The 17,669-nt window shown below is 68.5% G+C and carries 13 protein-coding genes; 12 read left to right on the top strand and 1 reads right to left on the bottom strand.

The window, feature by feature from the left end; genetic code table 11:
- Positions 1 to 313 precede the first annotated feature (313 nt).
- The 10 genes from ngcE (at position 314) to ACFV9W_RS23220 (ending at position 14,189) form a co-directional block, all read left to right on the top strand.
- The gene (gene ngcE, locus ACFV9W_RS23265; RefSeq protein ID WP_385763883.1) at positions 314 to 1,720 is read left to right on the top strand and encodes an N-acetylglucosamine/diacetylchitobiose ABC transporter substrate-binding protein; all 1,407 of its coding nucleotides are present in this window, start codon (positions 314 to 316) and stop codon (positions 1,718 to 1,720) included.
- Positions 1,721 to 1,727: 7 nt separating this feature from the next.
- Complete coding sequence (locus tag ACFV9W_RS23260; protein WP_385763881.1) at positions 1,728 to 2,792, top strand: carbohydrate ABC transporter permease; 1,065 nt, start codon at positions 1,728 to 1,730, stop codon at positions 2,790 to 2,792.
- Positions 2,789 to 3,679, top strand: a complete 891-nt coding sequence (locus ACFV9W_RS23255) for a carbohydrate ABC transporter permease (protein ID WP_385763879.1) — start codon at positions 2,789 to 2,791, stop codon at positions 3,677 to 3,679. Before ACFV9W_RS23260 ends, ACFV9W_RS23255 begins: the two co-directional genes overlap by 4 nt.
- Positions 3,680 to 3,876: 197 nt before the next feature.
- Positions 3,877 to 5,088: an ROK family protein gene (locus tag ACFV9W_RS23250; protein ID WP_385763877.1), complete on the top strand. Its 1,212-nt coding sequence runs from the start codon at positions 3,877 to 3,879 to the stop codon at positions 5,086 to 5,088.
- 121 nt (positions 5,089 to 5,209) lie between these two features.
- Positions 5,210 to 6,328 carry a sugar ABC transporter substrate-binding protein gene (locus ACFV9W_RS23245; protein ID WP_385763875.1) on the top strand — a complete coding sequence of 373 codons (1,119 nt, stop codon included), beginning with the start codon at positions 5,210 to 5,212 and terminating at the stop codon, positions 6,326 to 6,328.
- 184 nt (positions 6,329 to 6,512) lie between these two features.
- Complete coding sequence (locus ACFV9W_RS23240) at positions 6,513 to 7,304, top strand: ATP-binding cassette domain-containing protein (RefSeq protein WP_385763873.1); 792 nt, start codon at positions 6,513 to 6,515, stop codon at positions 7,302 to 7,304.
- Entirely contained in the window at positions 7,301 to 8,581 is a 1,281-nt protein-coding gene (locus ACFV9W_RS23235) for a sugar ABC transporter permease (protein WP_385763871.1), read from the top strand. Before ACFV9W_RS23240 ends, ACFV9W_RS23235 begins: the two co-directional genes overlap by 4 nt.
- A gap of 412 nt (positions 8,582 to 8,993) precedes the next feature.
- Positions 8,994 to 10,916, top strand: coding sequence for a 1-deoxy-D-xylulose-5-phosphate synthase (gene dxs / locus ACFV9W_RS23230; protein WP_385763869.1), 1,923 nt, complete (start codon positions 8,994 to 8,996; stop codon positions 10,914 to 10,916).
- A 195-nt stretch (positions 10,917 to 11,111) separates the two neighbouring features.
- On the top strand, positions 11,112 to 12,629 hold the full coding sequence (locus tag ACFV9W_RS23225; RefSeq protein WP_385763867.1) for an amino acid permease: 1,518 nt from the start codon (positions 11,112 to 11,114) through the stop codon (positions 12,627 to 12,629).
- A gap of 75 nt (positions 12,630 to 12,704) precedes the next feature.
- Positions 12,705 to 14,189: an ArnT family glycosyltransferase gene (locus ACFV9W_RS23220; RefSeq protein ID WP_385763865.1), complete on the top strand. Its 1,485-nt coding sequence runs from the start codon at positions 12,705 to 12,707 to the stop codon at positions 14,187 to 14,189.
- 11 nt (positions 14,190 to 14,200) lie between these two features.
- Here ACFV9W_RS23220 and ACFV9W_RS23215 read toward each other — a convergent pair whose 3' ends face one another.
- Positions 14,201 to 15,295: an LCP family protein gene (locus tag ACFV9W_RS23215; RefSeq protein ID WP_385763863.1), complete on the bottom strand. Its 1,095-nt coding sequence runs from the start codon at positions 15,293 to 15,295 to the stop codon at positions 14,201 to 14,203.
- Positions 15,296 to 15,487: 192 nt separating this feature from the next.
- On the opposite strand from ACFV9W_RS23215, the gene galE reads away from it, so the two are divergent.
- Together galE and ACFV9W_RS23205 are read left to right on the top strand one after the other, a co-directional pair.
- Positions 15,488 to 16,474, top strand: a complete 987-nt coding sequence (gene galE / locus ACFV9W_RS23210) for a UDP-glucose 4-epimerase GalE (protein WP_385763861.1) — start codon at positions 15,488 to 15,490, stop codon at positions 16,472 to 16,474.
- An 8-nt stretch (positions 16,475 to 16,482) separates the two neighbouring features.
- A complete protein-coding gene (locus ACFV9W_RS23205; RefSeq protein ID WP_385763859.1) occupies positions 16,483 to 17,595 on the top strand; it encodes a hypothetical protein in 1,113 nt (370 codons plus the stop codon).
- Positions 17,596 to 17,669 lie beyond the last annotated feature (74 nt).

The raw sequence follows: 17,669 nt of genomic DNA, 5'->3' as shown, positions 1-17,669 counted from the left end.
AGGTCTCAACTCGGAAAAGACCGATGCCCAAACCTGCATTCGATCTTGCCCCCCTCGCGGGGAGTGGACTATACCTGTCGCCACCGCCCCGGCCTGTGCGAGATCCGGGCGGGTACCACCCAGCTCCACCTGCGTTGCGCAGCACATCACCGCGGTGCCGGGGAGGATCCCGTTCACCGCCTGAGTCCTGGAGAAGGCGAGGACTTGAGCATGGGATCCAACCTCGGCACAGGCCTTTTCCGCCATCTCAGCTGATCACCATCGGTGATGCAGCAAACCGGTAGAGATCCAATCGATCAGTGAGGATGCAGAGATGACCATTCGTGCCGGCTCTCTCGACAGGCGGACGCTCCTGCGCGGGGCGATCGCGACCGCGGCCATGGGTTCGTTCGCCGTCGCGTGTGGCTCCCCCTCCAGCGACGACAGTGACGACGGCGGCCCGAAGAACAAGGGCAGCGAGAAGAACCCGTTCGGTGTCGCCAAGAACTCCAAGATCGAGGCGGCCATCTTCGACGGCGGCTACGGCACCGACTACGTCGAGTACGTCAACAAGGTCATCGGCGCCCAGATCGCCGGGACGAAGGTCCAGGTCAAGCCGGTCGTCGACATCGCCCCGGAGCTCCAGCCCCGGTTCGTCGGCGGCAACCCGCCGGACCTCATCGACAACTCCGGTGAGGACCAGATCGGGTTCCTCGGCATCCTCGACCAGCTGGAGGAGCTGGACGACGTCCTCGAGGCCAAGAACTACGAGGGCAAGAAGATCGCCGACACGATCTACCCCGGCGTCAAGGACCCCGGCACCTTCAAGGACAAGTTCGTCGCGCTCAACTACGTCATGACGGTGTACGGAGTCTGGTACTCCAAGACGCTGTTCGAGGAGAACAGCTGGACGCCGCCGAAGACGTGGGACGAGGCGCTCGACCTCGGCCAGAAGGCGAAGAAGAAGGGCAAGTACCTCTTCGTCCACGGCAAGGAGGCGGCGACCTACTACTCGACGCTGCTCATGGACTCGGCGATCAAGGAGGGCGGCGACGAGGTCCGGCTCGCTCTGGAGAACCTGGAGAAGGACTGCTGGTCGCACCCGGCCATCCAGGGCGTTCTCAAGGTCATGGAGACCATGGTCAAGGAGAAGATGTTCGTCCCCGGTGGCTCCGGCACCCAGTTCCAGAAGGCGCAGGCGATCTGGAGCAACGACCAGAAGGCGCTGCTCTACCCGTCCGGTGGCTGGATCGAGAACGAGATGAAGGACGCCACCAAGAAGGACTTCCAGATGACCGGCATCCCGGAGATGACGCTCACCGACAAGCCGAAGATGCCCTACGAGTCGCTTCGCGCGGCCGCGGGCGAGCCGTTCATCGTCCCCAAGCAGGGAAAGAACGCGGCAGGCGGCAAGGAAGTCCTGCGAGCGATGCTGTCGGAGAAGGCGGCTGCCAACTTCTCCAGGACGAAGCTGGCCCCGACGATCGTCAAGGGCACGGTGCCCGCCGACGGTTACGGCTCTTCGGCCCTCGTCTCGCAGACGAAGATGCTCGAGGCCGCGGGCGAGAACATCTTCAACTACCTGTTCGTCGTCGCTTACGGCATGAACACCGACCAGCTGGTGCCGTGGAACTCGTTCCTCTCCGGTGACCTCGACGCCAAGGGTCTGACCAGGGCCCTGCAGAAGATCTCCGACAAGGTCAGGGAAGACGACTCCGTCGACAAGATCGAGGTCAGCTAGCACCGCCATGAGTGACACGATCTCCAAATCCGCAGCCGCGAGCGACCGGCCCACGCCGGCCGCTCGCGGCGGGCGTCCCCGACGCCGCAAGCTCACGTTCGACCGGGTGACGTTCTTCCTCGCGTTCCTCGGTGTCCCGCTGGCCGTCTTCGTGCTGTTCGTCCTGTACCCGTTCGTCCAGGCGATCTTCTGGGGGATGACGAACTGGCGTGGTTTCAGCCCGGATTACGACTTCGTCGGGCTCGACAACTTCGTCAAGATCTTCCAGGACGACATCTTCCTGAAGGCCTTGACCAACGTCGCGCTGCTGGCCGCCTTCGTACCGCTGATCACGTTGTCGCTCGCGCTCGCGGTCGCGGTGGCCATCACCCTGGGCGGACCCAGCATCGGCCCGGTCCGGGGGATCGGGTCCGCCTCCTTCTACCGGATCATCTCGTTCTTCCCGTACGTCGTGCCGGCGATCATCGTCGGCCTGATCTGGGCGCAGATGTTCGACCCGAACGCCGGTCTGGTCAACGGTCTCCTGACCTCGCTCGGCCTCGACGGCTTCAAGGAATTCGCCTGGCTGGGCGAGACGTCGACGGCCATGCCGGCCCTGATGTTCGTCTTCGTCTGGGGGCTCGTCGGGTTCTACGCGGTGCTCTTCATCGCCGCGATCAAGGGAGTCCCCGCCGAGCTGTACGAGGCGGCCAGGATCGACGGGGCCGGCCGGTTCCGGATGACGATCTCGATCACCCTGCCGGCGATCCGGGACAGCGTGCAGACGGCGTACATCTACCTGGGCATCGCCGCGCTCGACGCATTCGTCTACGTACAGGCGCTGTTGCCGAACGGTGGCCCCGCCAACTCGACCCTGACGATCAGTCAGCGGCTGTACCACATGGCCTTCACCAAGCAGCAGTTCGGCGTCGCCACCGCGATGGGCGTCGTCCTCGCCGTCGTCACCCTGGTGTTCGCGGCGCTGGTGTTCACCGTCAACCGCCTGACCGGCGGCGGCGAGAGCGAGGGCAAGCAGAAGGCGCCGCGTGGAACGAAGGCCCGGCGTGCCGGAGCAAAGGGAGGTGCCCGGTGAGCGCCATAGCCACCGCCCGGAAGCCGGCGAGCGACCGGAAGCTGACGAAGGCCGTCGTGAGCAGCGACCGCAGGTTCGCGGTGTTCTCGCACGGATTGCTGATCCTGTGGTCGGTGATCGTCATCGTGCCGATGCTGTGGGTGCTGATGTCGTCGTTCAAGTCGACCGGCGAGATCCTTTCGTCACCGTTCGAGCTGCCGGGTCACTGGCGGGTCGAGAACTACGTGAACGCGTGGACCGACGCGAACATCGGGAAGTTCTTCCTGAATTCGGTGATCGTCGTTGTCTCCGCGCTGTTCCTGGTGATGCTGCTGGGCGCGATGTGCGCCTACATCCTGGCCCGGTTCGAATTCCCCGGGCGCCGGGTGATCTATTACCTGATGCTGGCCGGACTGACCTTCCCGGTCTTCCTGGCGATCGTGCCGCTCTTCTTCCAGCTCCAGAACTTCGGGCTGCTGAACACCCGGCCGGGACTGATCCTCACCTATGTCGCGTTCGCGCTGCCGTTCACGGTGTTCTTCCTCTACGCGTTCTTCCGGTCGCTGCCGCACGACGTGTACGAGGCCGCGCTGATCGACGGTGCCGGGGACTGGCGGGCGTTCTTCCAGGTGATGCTGCCGATGGCCAGTCCGGGCATGGCCGCGGTGGCGATCTTCAACTTCCTGGGGCTCTGGAACCAGTTCCTGCTGCCGGTGGCGCTCAACACCGACCAGGACAAGTGGGTGCTGACCCAGGGGATGGCCGCCTACGCGTCCTCGCAGGTCTACGACATCGACTACGGCGCGCTGTTCGCGGCGATCGTGGTGACGGTCGTGCCTGTACTGGTCGTATACATCATCTTCCAGCGCCGGATCGCCGGATCGGTGTCGCAGGGCACCTTCCGCTGACGTTCGTCCGCCGCGCCGACAGGGGTCGGGACCCGGAGAGTGGCTTCTCCGGGGCCCGGCCCCTGCGGGCGTCGGGAAGAACCGATCTCCGTCAAGGGCTTGACGCCGGAGATACCTTCAGCGGAGTTTGGAGTTCATAACTTGTACAAGGTCTGGTCACATAGGGTGACGTGGGCCAAGGGACTAAGGGTGGGTCAATGGAGACTCCGGGGTCGCAGTCCTCGCTGCACCGGGCCAATCTCGAGCGGGTCGTGCGTGCCGTACGCCTTGCCGGGTCGCTCACGCAGGCGGAGATCGCGAGGGCGACGGGCCTGTCGGCCGCGACGGTCTCCAACATCGTCCGCGAGCTCAAGGACGGCGGAACGGTCGAGGTCACGCCCACGTCCGCCGGTGGCCGCAGGGCCCGCAGCGTCTCCCTGAGCGGCGACGCCGGCATCGTGATCGGCGTCGACTTCGGCCACACCCACCTGCGCGTGGCGGTCGGCAACCTCGCCCACCAGGTGCTCGCCGAGGAGTCCGAGCCGCTCGACGTGGACGCCTCCGCCGCCCAGGGCTTCGACCGGGCGGAAGAGCTGGTCGAGCGCCTCATCGTGGCCACCGGCGTGGACCGGGCGAAGGTCGCGGGCGTCGGGCTCGGCGTGCCGGGCCCCATCGACGTGGAGAGCGGCACGCTCGGCTCCACCTCGATCCTGCCGGGCTGGTCCGGCACCAAGCCCGCCGAGGAGCTGGCCCGGCGCCTCGGCGTCCCCGTGCACGTCGACAACGACGCCAACCTCGGCGCGCTCGGCGAGCTGGTGTGGGGCAGCGGCCGGGGCGTGAAGGACCTCGCGTACATCAAGGTGGCCAGCGGTGTCGGCGCGGGCCTCGTGATCAGCGGGAAGATCTACCGCGGGCCTGGCGGCACGGCGGGGGAGATCGGGCACATCACGCTCGACGAGTCGGGTCCCGTGTGCCGCTGCGGCAACCGCGGCTGCCTGGAGACCTTCACCGCGGCCCGCTACGTGCTGCCGCTGCTCACCTCCAGCCACGGCACGGACCTCACGATGGAGAAGGTCGTCCGGCTCGCGCGCGACGGGGACCCCGGCTGCCGCCGCGTCGTCGCCGACGTGGGCCGGCACATCGGCTCCGGCGTCGCGAACCTGTGCAACCTGCTCAACCCCAGCCGGGTCGTGCTCGGCGGCGATCTGGCGGAGGCCGGTGAGCTGGTCCTGGGGCCCATCAGGGAGTCCGTGGGGCGCTACGCGATCCCCAGCGCGGGACGCCAACTCTCGGTCCTCCCGGGGGCGTTGGGCGGCCGCGCGGAGGTGCTCGGAGCCCTGGCCCTCGCGCTCAGCGAGATGGGCGATTCGATGCTTTTGGACGGCTCCGGTGCAGGCTCTGTGCCCGCAGCCACACCTGCCTTCACTTAGAGAACGCATGACACCGTTGCCAACCCGTTAAGGATTTACTCCTTGACGCTGCGGTTGCGGCCGAGTTGACTTCCAGCCACCTCGGCCGCAACGACGCGGCCTCGTCAGGGAGGTTTCTGAAGTGAACACGCGTATGCGTCGTGCCGCCGTTGCTGTTTGTGCCACCGCCATGGCCGTGTCTCTCGCCGCCTGTGGAAGTGCCAAGGAGTCCAAGGACGAGGGCGACAAGACCGCCGGCAAGAAGACCGACGCGCTGAAGATAGGCCTGCTCCTTCCGGAGAACCAGACCGCGCGTTACGAGAAGTTCGACAAGCCCATCATCGAGCAGCAGGTCAAGAAGCTGACGAATGGCAAGGGCAAGGTCCAGTACCTCAACGCCAAGCAGGACGCGTCCGTCCAGTCGCAGCAGATCGACACGATGATCACCAACAAGGTGGACGTGCTGATCCTCGACGCGGTCGACTCCAAGGCCGTCGCCGGCGGTGTGAAGAAGGCCAAGGACGCCGACATCCCCGTCGTCGCCTACGACCGCCTGGCCGAGGGCCCGATCTCCGCCTACACCTCCTTCGACAACCAGGAGGTCGGCAAGGAGCAGGGCAAGGCGCTCCTGAAGGCCCTGGGCGACAAGGCCAAGCCGAGCAACAGCATCGTCATGATGAACGGTGCCGCCACGGACCCGAACGCCGGTGACTTCAAGAAGGGCGCCCACTCCGTCCTCGACGGCAAGGTGAAGGTCGCCAAGGAGTACGACACCAAGGAGTGGAAGCCGGAGAACGCCAACCAGAACATGGAAGGCGCGATCTCCGCGATCGGCAAGGACAAGATCGTCGGCGTCTACTCCGCCAACGACGGCCTCGCAGGCGGCATCATCACCGCGCTCAAGGGTGCGGGCGTCTCCAAGCTTCCCCCGGTCACCGGCCAGGACGCCGAGCTCGCCGGTGTGCAGCGCATCGTGACCGGCGACCAGTACATGTCGGTCTTCAAGTCGTACCCGCAGGAGGCCGAGACCGTCGCCAAGATGGCCGTCTCGATCGCCAAGGACGGCAAGCTCGACAGCTCGCTGCAGACCACCAAGGTCGACAGCGGCACCGAGAAGGGCATCCCCTCCGTGATCGTCCCGATCGTCTCCCTGACGCAGGACAACATCAAGGACACGGTCATCAAGGAGGGTTACTACACGGTCAACGACATCTGCACGGCCAAGTACAAGAAGGCCTGCGACAAGATCGGCCTGAAGTAACCCGAGCGAACCGGGAGCGCGCAACCGCCTCCCCCGCGGCCCTGACGGGCCCCTGATGCACGTCCGGCGCCCCGCCGCCAACAGCCCCGCAAGCTCAACGGCCGGGCGCCGGACGGAACACCAACACCCCCCTCATTCTTCTGAGTTCAACCTCCCGCCGGGTCAGGCCTTGGCGGTGAAGGAGATGGTTCACGTGTCCGCTACGCCCGTGCTGGCGTTGCGCGGGGTCTCCAAGCGATTCGGTGCCGTGCAGGCGCTCACCGACGTAGAGCTTGAAGTCCACGCCGGTGAGGTGGTCGCCCTGGTCGGCGACAACGGTGCCGGAAAGTCCACCCTGGTCAAGACGATCGCCGGCGTGCACCCCATCGATGACGGTGTCATCGAGTGGGACGGCAAGGCCGTCGCGGTCAACCGGCCGCACGACGCCCAGGACCTGGGCATCGCGACGGTCTACCAGGACCTCTCGCTGTGCGACAACATCGATGTCGTCGGCAACCTGTTCCTGGGCCGCGAGATCAAGAAGCGCGGCATCCTCGACGAGGTCGAGATGGAGCGCCGCGCAAAGGATCTGCTGGAGACCCTGTCGATCCGGATACCCAGTGTGCGGATCCCGGTCGCCTCGCTCTCCGGCGGTCAGCGCCAGGTCGTCGCCATCGCCCGCTCCATGCTCGGCGAGCCCAAGCTGGTGATCCTCGACGAGCCGACCGCCGCCCTCGGCGTCGAGCAGACCGCACAGGTCCTCGACCTCGTCGAGCGGCTGCGCGAGCGCGGTCACGCGGTCATCCTCATCAGCCACAACATGGCCGATGTGCAGGCCGTCGCCGACAAGGTCGCGGTCCTCCGGCTCGGCCGCAACAACGGCGTGTTCGAGGTCAAGAGCACGTCCCAGGAAGAAGTCATCTCCGCCATCACCGGCGCCACGGACAACGCCGTGACCCGACGTGCGGCGCGCGCGAACGGGGAGGCTCAGAAGTGAGCATCGACAAGACCAACGCCCCCGTGGACGCCCCCGAAGCGGCCGCCGGCGCCGCCGTGGCCGCCGTCGACCCCCGCCTCCTCGTGCGCGAGCAGGGCTTCGCCGGCTACGTCGGCGAGTTCAAGCGCAAGATCAAGGGCGGCGACCTCGGCGCCATCCCGGTCGTCATCGGCCTGATCGTCATCGGCGCGATCTTCCAGAGCCTGAACTCCGCGTTCCTGGGCGCGGAGAACATCAACAACATCCTCGTGGCGATGGTCGCCACGGGCATGATGTCGGTCGGCATCATCTTCGTGCTGATGCTCGGCGAGATCGACCTGTCGGTCGGCTCCGTCTCCGGTGTCTCCTCGGCGATCACCGCGGTGCTCAGCGTCACGCACGGGATGAACGAGTGGCTCGCGGTCCTCGTCTCGCTCGCCGCGGGCGCGGTCATCGGCGCCCTGCACGGCTTCTTCTTCGCACGGCTCGGCGCCCCCGCGTTCGCCGTCACGCTGTCGGGCCTGCTGTTCTGGAACGGCTTCATGCTCCAGATCCTGGGCTCCAACGGCACGATCAACATCGACGGCGACGGCGTGGTCGGCAAGCTCACCACGTACTACTTCTCCGACGTCGCCGCCGCCTACGGCCTCGCCGTCGTCGCGGTCCTCGGCTACTTCGTGCCGACCTTCCTCGGCAACAAGCGCCGCGAGGCCGCGGGCATCCCGTCCCGGCCGCTCAGCGACATCGTGCTGCGCACGGTGCTGCTCGCGATCGCCGTCTTCGGCGTCGCGATCATCTTCAACCAGTACAAGGGCCTGCCGCTCGCGGTGCTGCTGTTCGGCATCGTCCTCGTCGGCACCGACTTCATGCTGCGCCGCACCTCGTACGGCCGAAAGATCAACGCGCTCGGCGGCAGCGTCGAGGCCTCCCGGCGTGCCGGTATCAACGTCACGGCGATCCGGATCTCGGTCTTCTCCCTGGCGGGCCTGTTCGCGGCGGTCGGCGGCCTCTTCTGGGCCTCCAAGATCGCGGCGGCCAACCAGAGCGCCGGCGCCGGTGACCTCCTGATGAACGTCATCGCCGCGGCCGTCATCGGCGGCACCAGCCTCTTCGGCGGCCGGGGCCGCACCTGGAACGCGCTGCTCGGTGTGCTGGTGATCACGTCGATCCAGTACGGCCTCGCCCTTGAGGGCATCGCCACCCCGATCCAGTACATGATCACCGGCGGTGTGCTCCTCGCCACGGTCGTCATCGACTCGATCACCCGTAAGACCCAGAAGACGGCCGGCCGCGCCTAGGGCCCTTCCGGCGGGTCTGGCTGGACCGGGTGGCCACACCCATTCGGTCCAGCCAAGCGGGGTCTGGTGCGTGCAGCTGCAAGGCGGAGGAGGGCGTCGACGCGGAGCGTCGGCAACCGACGACAATGCCGCAGATGTGCGTGCCAGGGCCCGCGGCTCCGGCAAGGGCCGCCGGACAGGCCCTGACGGCTGTCGGACCCCTTCTGGCCAGGACCGACTGTGCCCGGCGTCAATGGTGACGCCGGGCACAGTCCTGCGTACGGGCCGTGCACCTGGTTCCGTTTCGTGACGAGGGCGTGACGAGGAACGCACGGCCCGGCCGCCGCTTTCAGTGACGGAACATTAGACTCGACAGGCCCGACAAGCTCGACAGCTCAACCAGCTACTCACAGCTCTACGCAAGGAGGCACGGGTGCCGCTGCTGACCCGCATCACGGGACCGCGCGATCTGGACCGGCTCAGCCTGGAGCAGCTGGACCAGCTGGCAGGCGAGATCCGGACCTTCCTCGTCGACGCGGTTTCCAAGACCGGCGGCCACCTCGGCCCGAACCTCGGCGTCGTCGAGCTGACGATCGCCCTGCACCGCGTCTTCGAGTCCCCCCAGGACAAGGTCCTGTGGGACACCGGCCACCAGTCCTACGTGCACAAGCTGCTCACCGGCCGCCAGGACTTCGCCAAGCTGAAGCAGAAGGGCGGCCTGTCCGGCTACCCGTCGCAGGCCGAGTCCGAGCACGACGTGATCGAGAACAGCCACGCCTCGACGGTCCTCGGCTGGGCCGACGGCCTGGCGAAGGCGAACGAGATCCAGGAGCGCGACGACCACGTCGTCGCGGTCATCGGCGACGGCGCCCTCACCGGCGGCATGGCCTGGGAGGCGCTGAACAACATCGCCGCGGCCAAGGACCGCCCGCTGGTGATCGTCGTGAACGACAACGAGCGCTCCTACGCGCCCACGATCGGCGGCCTCGCCAACCACCTGGCGACCCTGCGCACCACGGACGGCTACGAGCGCTTCCTGGCCCGCGGCAAGGACCTCCTGGAGCGCACCCCGGTCGTCGGCAAGCCCCTCTACGAGACGCTGCACGGCGCCAAGAAGGGCCTCAAGGACTTCATCGCCCCGCAGGGCATGTTCGAGGACCTCGGCCTGAAGTACGTGGGCCCGATCGACGGCCACGACATCGAGGCGCTCGAATCGGCCCTTACCCGCGCCAAGCGCTTCGGCGGCCCCGTCATCGTGCACTGCCTCACCGAGAAGGGCCGCGGCTACAAGCCCGCCCTCCAGGACGAGGCCGACCGCTTCCACGGCATCGGCCCCATCCACCCCGACACGGGCCTGCCCATCAAGGCCTCCGGCGCCGACTGGACCTCCGTATTCGGCGACGAGATGGTGAAGCTCGGCCGCGAGCGCGAGGACATCGTGGCGATCACCGCCGCGATGCTCCAGCCGGTCGGCCTGAAGAAGTTCGCCGAGGAGTTCCCCGAGCGGGTCTACGACGTCGGCATCGCCGAGCAGCACGCGGCGACCAGCGCGGCGGGCCTCGCCCAGGGCGGCCTGCACCCGGTCTTCGCGGTCTACGCGACGTTCCTCAACCGCGCCTTCGACCAGCTCCTGATGGACGTCGCCCTGCACAAGTGCGGCGTCACCTTCGTCCTGGACCGGGCGGGCATCACCGGCACCGACGGCGCCTCGCACAACGGCATGTGGGACATGTCCCTCCTCCAGGTCGTCCCCGGCGTCCGGATCGCCGCGCCGCGCGACGCCGACCAGGTCCGCGCGCAGCTCCGCGAAGCGGTGCAGGTGTCGGACGCCCCCACGGTCGTCCGCTACTCCAAGGGCGCGGTCGGCCCGGCCGTCGAGTCGGTCGGCAAGGTGGGCGGCATGGACGTGCTGCGTGAGCCGAAGTCCGAGAAGCCGGACGTGCTCCTGGTCTCCGTCGGCGCGCTCGCCCCGATGTGCCTGGAGATCGCCGACCTCCTCGACAAGCAGGGCATCACGACGACCGTCGTCGACCCCCGCTGGGTCAAGCCGGTCGACGAGGCGATGGCCCCGCTGGCCGAGCGCCACCGCGTGGTCGTCACGGTCGAGGACAACTCCCGCGTGGGCGGCGTCGGTTCGTCCATCGCGCAGGCGCTGCGCGACGCGGGCGTCGACGTCCCGCTGCGCGACTTCGGCATCCCGCCGCGCTTCCTGGAGCACGCCTCCCGCAAGGAGATCATGGCCGAGATCGGCCTCACGGCGCCCGACATCGCCCGCCAGGTCACGGGCCTCGTCTCCAAGCTGGACGGCCGCTACGAGGAGACTCCGTCGGCCACGGTGGAGCCGGCGCGGGACTGAGGCAAATTAAGCCCCTGCGCCTCAATCGCCGGCGGGGCTTGATTGGCTCAATCGCCGCAGGCGCCTGATATGGGGCCGACCGGTCCCCCATAAGGGGGCCCGCTCGGCCCCATTCGTATGAATAAGCAGGATTCACCCGCGCGCCGAAGGCCACTCGTCTCGATCATGGGACGAAGAAGCCTACGGAGGTAGCCGGTGAGCACCACGCCAGACACGGGCCCGGAGCGGAGCCGCAACGGCCTGTTCCGGACCAAGTCCATCGAGCAGTCCATCCAGGACACCGAGGAACCCGAGCACAAGCTCAAGAAGACCCTCTCCGCCCTCGACCTCACCGTCTTCGGCGTCGGCGTCGTCATCGGCTCGGGCATCTTCGTCATCACCGGCACGGCCGCCACGGACTACGCGGGCCCCGCCGTGACCATCTCCTTCGTCGTCGCCGCCGTGGTCTGCGCCCTCGCGGCACTCTGCTACGCGGAGTTCGCCTCGACGGTCCCGGTCGCCGGATCGGCGTACACCTTCGCCTTCGCCTCACTAGGCGAGTTCCCCGCGTGGATCATCGGCTGGGACCTGATCCTCGAACTCGCGCTCGGCTGCGCGACGGTCTCCGTCGGCTGGTCCGGCTACGTACAGTCCCTGCTGGACAGCTGGGGCATCCCGCTCCCCGCGGCGCTCCAGGGCCCGGGCTCGGGCCAGGACGGCTTCAGCTTCAACATCGCCGCGTTCCTGCTGGTCGTCGCGGTGATGCTGGTCGTCGTGGTCGGCATGAAGCTGTCCGCCTGGGTGACGTCGGTGGTCGTGGCCATCAAGGTCACGGTCGTCCTGATCGTGATCGCGGTGGGCGCCTTCTTCATCAAGTCCAGCAACTACACCCCGTACATCCCGCCCGCCCAGGACAACAAGAGCGGTTCAGGGTTGAGCGCCACGCTCCTCGAAGGCATCGCCGGCTTCACCCCCTCCAGCTTCGGCGTGATGGGCATCTTCACCGCCGCGGCCGTCGTCTTCTTCGCGTTCATCGGCTTCGACGTGGTGGCGACCGCGGCCGAGGAGACCCGCAACCCGCAGAAGGACGTCCCGCGCGGCATCCTCGGCTCCCTCGCGATCTGCACGGTGCTGTACGTGGCCGTGGCGGCGGTCGTCACCGGCATGCAGAACTACAAGGACCTGGACCCGGGCGCCCCGCTGGCGGAGGCGTTCAAGTCGGTCGGCCACCCGTTCTGGGCGGGCCTGATCTCGTTCGGCGCGGTGATCGGCCTGACGACCGTCTGCATGATCCTGCTGCTCGGCCAGAGCCGCGTCTTCTTCGCGATGAGCCGCGACGGACTGCTGCCGCCGGTCTTCAGCGCGGTCCACCCCAAGTTCCGCACCCCGTACCGCTCAACGATCATCCTCGGCCTCCTGACGGCCCTCGTCGCCGGCTTCATCTCCCTCGAAGAACTCTCCAAACTGGTCAACATCGGCACCCTGTTCGCCTTCGTCGTGGTGGCCCTCGGCGTCCTCATCCTGCGCCGCACCCGCCCCGACCTCCCGCGCGCCTTCAAGGCCCCGTGGGTGCCGCTCCTGCCCATCGCCTCGGTGGCGTGCTCGGTGTGGCTGATGCTGAACCTGTCGGTGGAGACGTGGCTGCGGTTCGCGGTGTGGATGGCGGTGGGCGTGGTGATCTACTTCGTCTACGGCCGCCGCCACAGCCGCGCGGCACGCGGCAACGCGCGGTAGTCCGTACTCCGCCGTCCCCTCCGCCCTCGCATGTCCTCCCCAAACGGGACATACGAGGGCGGATAGTTTTGCGCCATGCTCACCGAGGCGCCCCCGTCCCGACCGCCGTACGCACCCCGGCACCGCGCCCGCCCCTCGATACGCGGCTCCCGCTACTGGCCCCGCCTGCTCCTCACCCTCACGGCCCTGACCTGCGCCACCCGCGCCCCCTCCTTCACCCGCCCGCTCTGGAATCCGGACGAGGGCTACCTCGCCGTCCAGGCGCGGATACTGGCGCACGGCGGCACGCTCTACGAGACGGTCGTCGACCGCAAACCCCCACTCGTCCCCTGGCTCTACGAGGCGGTGTTCGCTCTCTTCGGCTCCGACTCGCTCACGCCGGTGCGGGTGTGCGCGGTGGCGGCGCACGTGGTGACGGCGGCGTTCCTGGCGTCGCTGGCGCGCGGCCGCTGGGGCGACAGGGCGGGCGTCACGGCGGGTGTCCTGTACGTCGTGCTGTCCATCGGCCTCAACCCGGAGGACACGCAGGCCGCGACCTTCGAGGTCTTCATGCTGCCGTGGACGGCGGCGGCGATGTGGTGCGCGGACCGCCGCAGATGGGTCTTGTGCGGGATCGCGATCGCGGGCGCGTTCCTGGCGAAGCAGACCGGGGGAGCGGTGCTGGTGCCGGCGCTGTGGATGCTGTGGCGGGCGGGCCGGCCACGAACTGGCCTGCTGCGCTGCACCCTTGGCGTCTTCGCACCGATCGCGGCCGCCGCACTGGCGACGAACCCCACGGGCTTCCTCTTCTGGACGGTGACGGGCTCGGGCGCGTACGCCTCGATCACCGGCTCCGAACTCCACGTACTCCTACGGGGTTTGACGAACGCGGCGATCCTGTCGTTCGCCTGCGCGGGCGTGCTCCCGCCGATCGCCCGGGTGCTGCGCATCGCGCGGACGGGCTGCGCCGACCTGTGGCTGTGGCTCGCGTCATCGTCCGTGGCGGTAGCGACCGGCTTCCACTTCTTCGGCCACTACTACCTCCAACTGCTGCCGCCCCTGGCCCTGTTGGCGACGCTGGCGCTCCACGTCCTCCCCCGGGAACACCTGCGCCGCTCCCTCCTCGCCACGGCATGCTGCGGCACCCTGTTCCTCACCTGGGGCCTGCTGGCACCCCGCACCGAACTGACCCACGCGCAACGGGTGGCCGCGACCGTGCGCGAGCACACGTCCCCGGACGACCGGGTCCTGATCTGGGGCATGCACCCGGAAACGTACTGGCTCTCCCACCGCACCCCGGCATCCCGCTTCCTGACGGCGGGCCTGCTGACCAACTACAGCGGGGGCCGGGACGGCGGCAAGGTGGGGGAGCGGTACGGGGTCCCGGGGGGCTGGCCCACGTTCCGGGCGGAGCTCCGGGGCCGGCCACCGGCGGTGATCGTCGATGATTCGCGGGGGGAGGGGTATGGGCCGGGGCGGGTGGGGTCGCTGAGGCGCATCCTGGGTGGGTATCGCGAAGTGGGCCGGGTGGACGGGGCGGTGGTGTACGAACGCGCCCACGCGGGCCGGGGCCGGATGTAGTCGGCTCTCGCTCAGCCGCCCTGCGCCGGGGACTTCTTCGCCGACTCGGGGATCTCGCGGTCACCGCGGATCGCCTTCCACAACGTGTCGGCCTGCGGCTGCGCGGCCACGACCCGGTTGGGGTCGGCCTTGTCGTACGCGACCGGAAGCATGATCGTCTCCATGCTCGCCGGGTCGACGCCCCGCATGCTCCGCCCGAACGTGGCGAGCTTGGTGAGCGAGGCGAGCCCGTCGTCGGTCGTGAGCGACGCGGTGAGGCTGTCCGCGATCTTGTACGTCTTGGTGGGGCTGCCCAGCAGGTCCTGCTGCTTGATCTCGCTCAACAGGGCGATCATGAACTGCTGCTGCAGCCCGATGCGCCCGAGGTCGGAACCGTCGCCGACGCCGTGCCGGGTCCGCACGAAGGCCAACGACTCGGTGCCGTCCAGCTTATGCGTACCGGCCTCGAGGTCGAGCCCGCTGGACTTGTCGTGGATCGCCTTGTCGACGGTGACGCTCACCCCGCCGATGGCGTCGACGAGGCCCTTGAACCCGGCGAAGTCGATCTCCACGAAGTGGTCCATGCGCACGCCCGACATCGCCTCGACGGTCTTCACGACACAGGCCGGACCGGCGAGCGAGTACACGGAGTTGAACATCACGCGGTCCGCCGACGGAGTCTTCGTCCCGTCCGCCTTGGTGCACCCCGGCCGGGTCACAAGGGTGTCGCGCGGAATGCTCACGGCGGTCGCCCGGGACCGCCCCTCGGGGATGTGCAGCACCATCGCGGTGTCGGACCGGGCCCCGGCGACCTTGCCGGTCCCGAGCGAGGCGTTGGCCCCGGACCGCGAGTCGGACCCGAGCACCAGAATGTTCTGCCCCGACGTCGGAAGCTTCTCGGGCCGGTCCCCGCCGATCGCCTTGTCGAGGTCGACGCCGTCGATGTTGCCGTTGAGGTCGCTGTAGAGCCAGTAGCCGGTGCCGCCTGCGGCGAGCACGAGAACCAGCAGGGTCCACAGGATGATCCTGCGCACGCGCTTGCCGCGGGTCTTCGCCTTCTTCGGTTTGCGACGATCACGTGGTGCGGGAGCCGGGCTGCGGCGCGGAGTGGTGGAGGCGTGGCTCATCGTGCCTGAGTCCTTGTAAGTCGTGCCCGTGGGGCGGGCGTTCGGTGTGAGGACTCGGGTGGGGGGAGAGCCGGTCCGCAAGGTGCTGGGGGCTGCCGCAGCACTATAGACGTGAATTCGCCCGAAAGTGCTAGAGATGTGACCACATCGTGGCCAAGTTCAGAAGTTTGAGTGAAGGAATAGTATGCACGCATGACATGGTTGATCGCTGGTGGTGCGGGGTTCATCGGGGCGCATGTGGTCCGTGCCATGACTGGGGCCGGTGAGCAGGTCGTTGTCTATGACGACCTGTCGACGGGGGACGTTTCCCGGGTCCCCGACGATGTGCCCTTCGTCAAGGCGTCCACGCTCGACGGGGGTTCGCTGCGCAGGGCGCTTGACGAGTACGGGGTGACCGGCGTGGTCCACCTCGCCGCGAAGAAGCAGGTCGCCGAGTCCGTGGAGCACCCCCTGTACTACTACGAGGAGAACGTGCACGGCCTGCAGACTCTGCTGGGGGCCGCAGCCGATCGCGGCGTACGGAACTTCCTCTTCTCTTCCTCCGCTGCCGTCTACGGCATGCCCGACGTCGCACTCGTCACGGAGGACACTCCCTGCGCGCCCATCAATCCCTACGGCGAGACCAAACTGGCCGGCGAGTGGATGGTGCGGGCGGCGGGCCGAGCCCACGGGATGGCCACGGCCTCGCTGCGCTACTTCAACGTCGCGGGCGCCGCCGACGTGCAACTCGCCGACACCGGCGTGTTCAACCTGGTTCCGATGGTCTTCGAGAAGCTCACGCAGGGAGAGGCGCCGGTGATCTTCGGCGACGACTACGCCACGGAGGACGGCACCTGCGTACGGGACTTCATCCACGTCGTCGACATCGCATCGGCCCACCTGGCCGCTGCCCGCGCCCTGGCCGCCCGCGCTCCCGGCACGGACCTGACGGTCAACATCGGCCGCGGCGAGGGCGTTTCGGTGCGCCAGATGATCGAGCTGATCGGTGAGGTGACCGGATACGGGGCCGACGCCACGCCGGTGAGCGCCCCGCGCCGCCCAGGCGACCCGACCCGCGTCGTGGCCACCGCCGGCCGCGTTCGTGCGGAGCTCGGCTGGAGCGCACGACACGACGCGCGCTCGATGGTCGCGTCGGCGTGGGAGGGCTGGTGTGCCCGACATCCGCAGGCGAGGAGGTGACGAGCGGCATGGGACGAAGAACCGCACGCACGGAGGTCGTTGACCGGCCCATGGGCTCGGCCGAGACGGAACCCCGGCCTTCCGGGACGCCGCGGGGCCGGTGGCTGACCGTCGGCAAGGACGGCAGGCTCACCCTGTACGCGACTGCCCGCGACGGTCTGTTGCGATGGACGGAGGAGCGCCCGGGCGGGCCGGAGTGGACAGGTCCCGACTTCTTCCGGGTCGAGGACTTGACCGATCTGACGATCGTGCAGGGCGCCGACTCGTACGTGCACTTCCTCGGCCGCCGGGACCGGCCGGACGCCGAGGGCCCCGGCGTGGACATCGTGCACGCCATCCAGTACCAGACGGGCCGCCCGGTCACCGAGTGGCGATCCCTCGGCAACCCGTACCGGGGTGCCGAGCGCGGCCGGCTGGTCGGAGTCCCGGCCGGAGTCGTGGACGCGCGTGGGACGGTCTTCGTGTTCGTGCGCAACGCGGGCGGCGGACTGCAGCTGCGCCGCGAGCGGCCGGACGGCGGCTGGGGTGCCTGGCAGGACCTCAAGGGTGCAAGGCTCGCCGACGGGCCCGTGCCCGCTGCGACGTCGAACGGGTTCGTGGAGGTCCTGGTCCCCACCGAGCGTGGCGTGCTGCAGTGGCGGCAGGAGGCGCCCGACGGGCCGTTCGGGCCGGGGCAACTGCTGCAGATCTACGCGGTGGAGGGCTCCGGTGCGACGTTGGAGACGGCGCCGGGACGGCTGACGTACTTCTGGACAGACCCCAACACGGGAGGAGTCGTCGCCTTCAGGGCCGGCGCCTGGCCGGTGCCGCTGGGCGGAGCACCCGGTGCGGGAGCCGTCGCGGCCGTGCGGGCTCCGCTGGACGGCTACGACTGCACGGTTCTCGCGCACCGTGGCACGGGCGGCACGCTCCTCATGGGCGCCTGCGGCACCGAGGGCGAGCACCAGGGTGTGTGGTGGCAGGACACCGGCGTGAACTGCGCGGCGAACCCCGCCCTCGCACTGGACGCCTTCGGCCGGATCGTCGTTGCCGTCCTCGGCGCCGACGGCGTCCTGCGGGTCGCCCGACAGGACGCCGGACCGGGGCTCTCGCTGTCCCCGCACTGGCAGTCCGTCGGCTGAGCGACGAAAAGGTTGTACTGGGGTCCGGTCGGATACATCACAGGCCAAGTAGCGATTTGTCCCAACCTTTGTCT

It is taken from the genome of Streptomyces sp. NPDC059897 (assembly GCF_042730865.1).
Taxonomy (GTDB): domain Bacteria; phylum Actinomycetota; class Actinomycetes; order Streptomycetales; family Streptomycetaceae; genus Streptomyces.
This window is presented reverse-complemented; position numbering and strand designations above follow the sequence as displayed.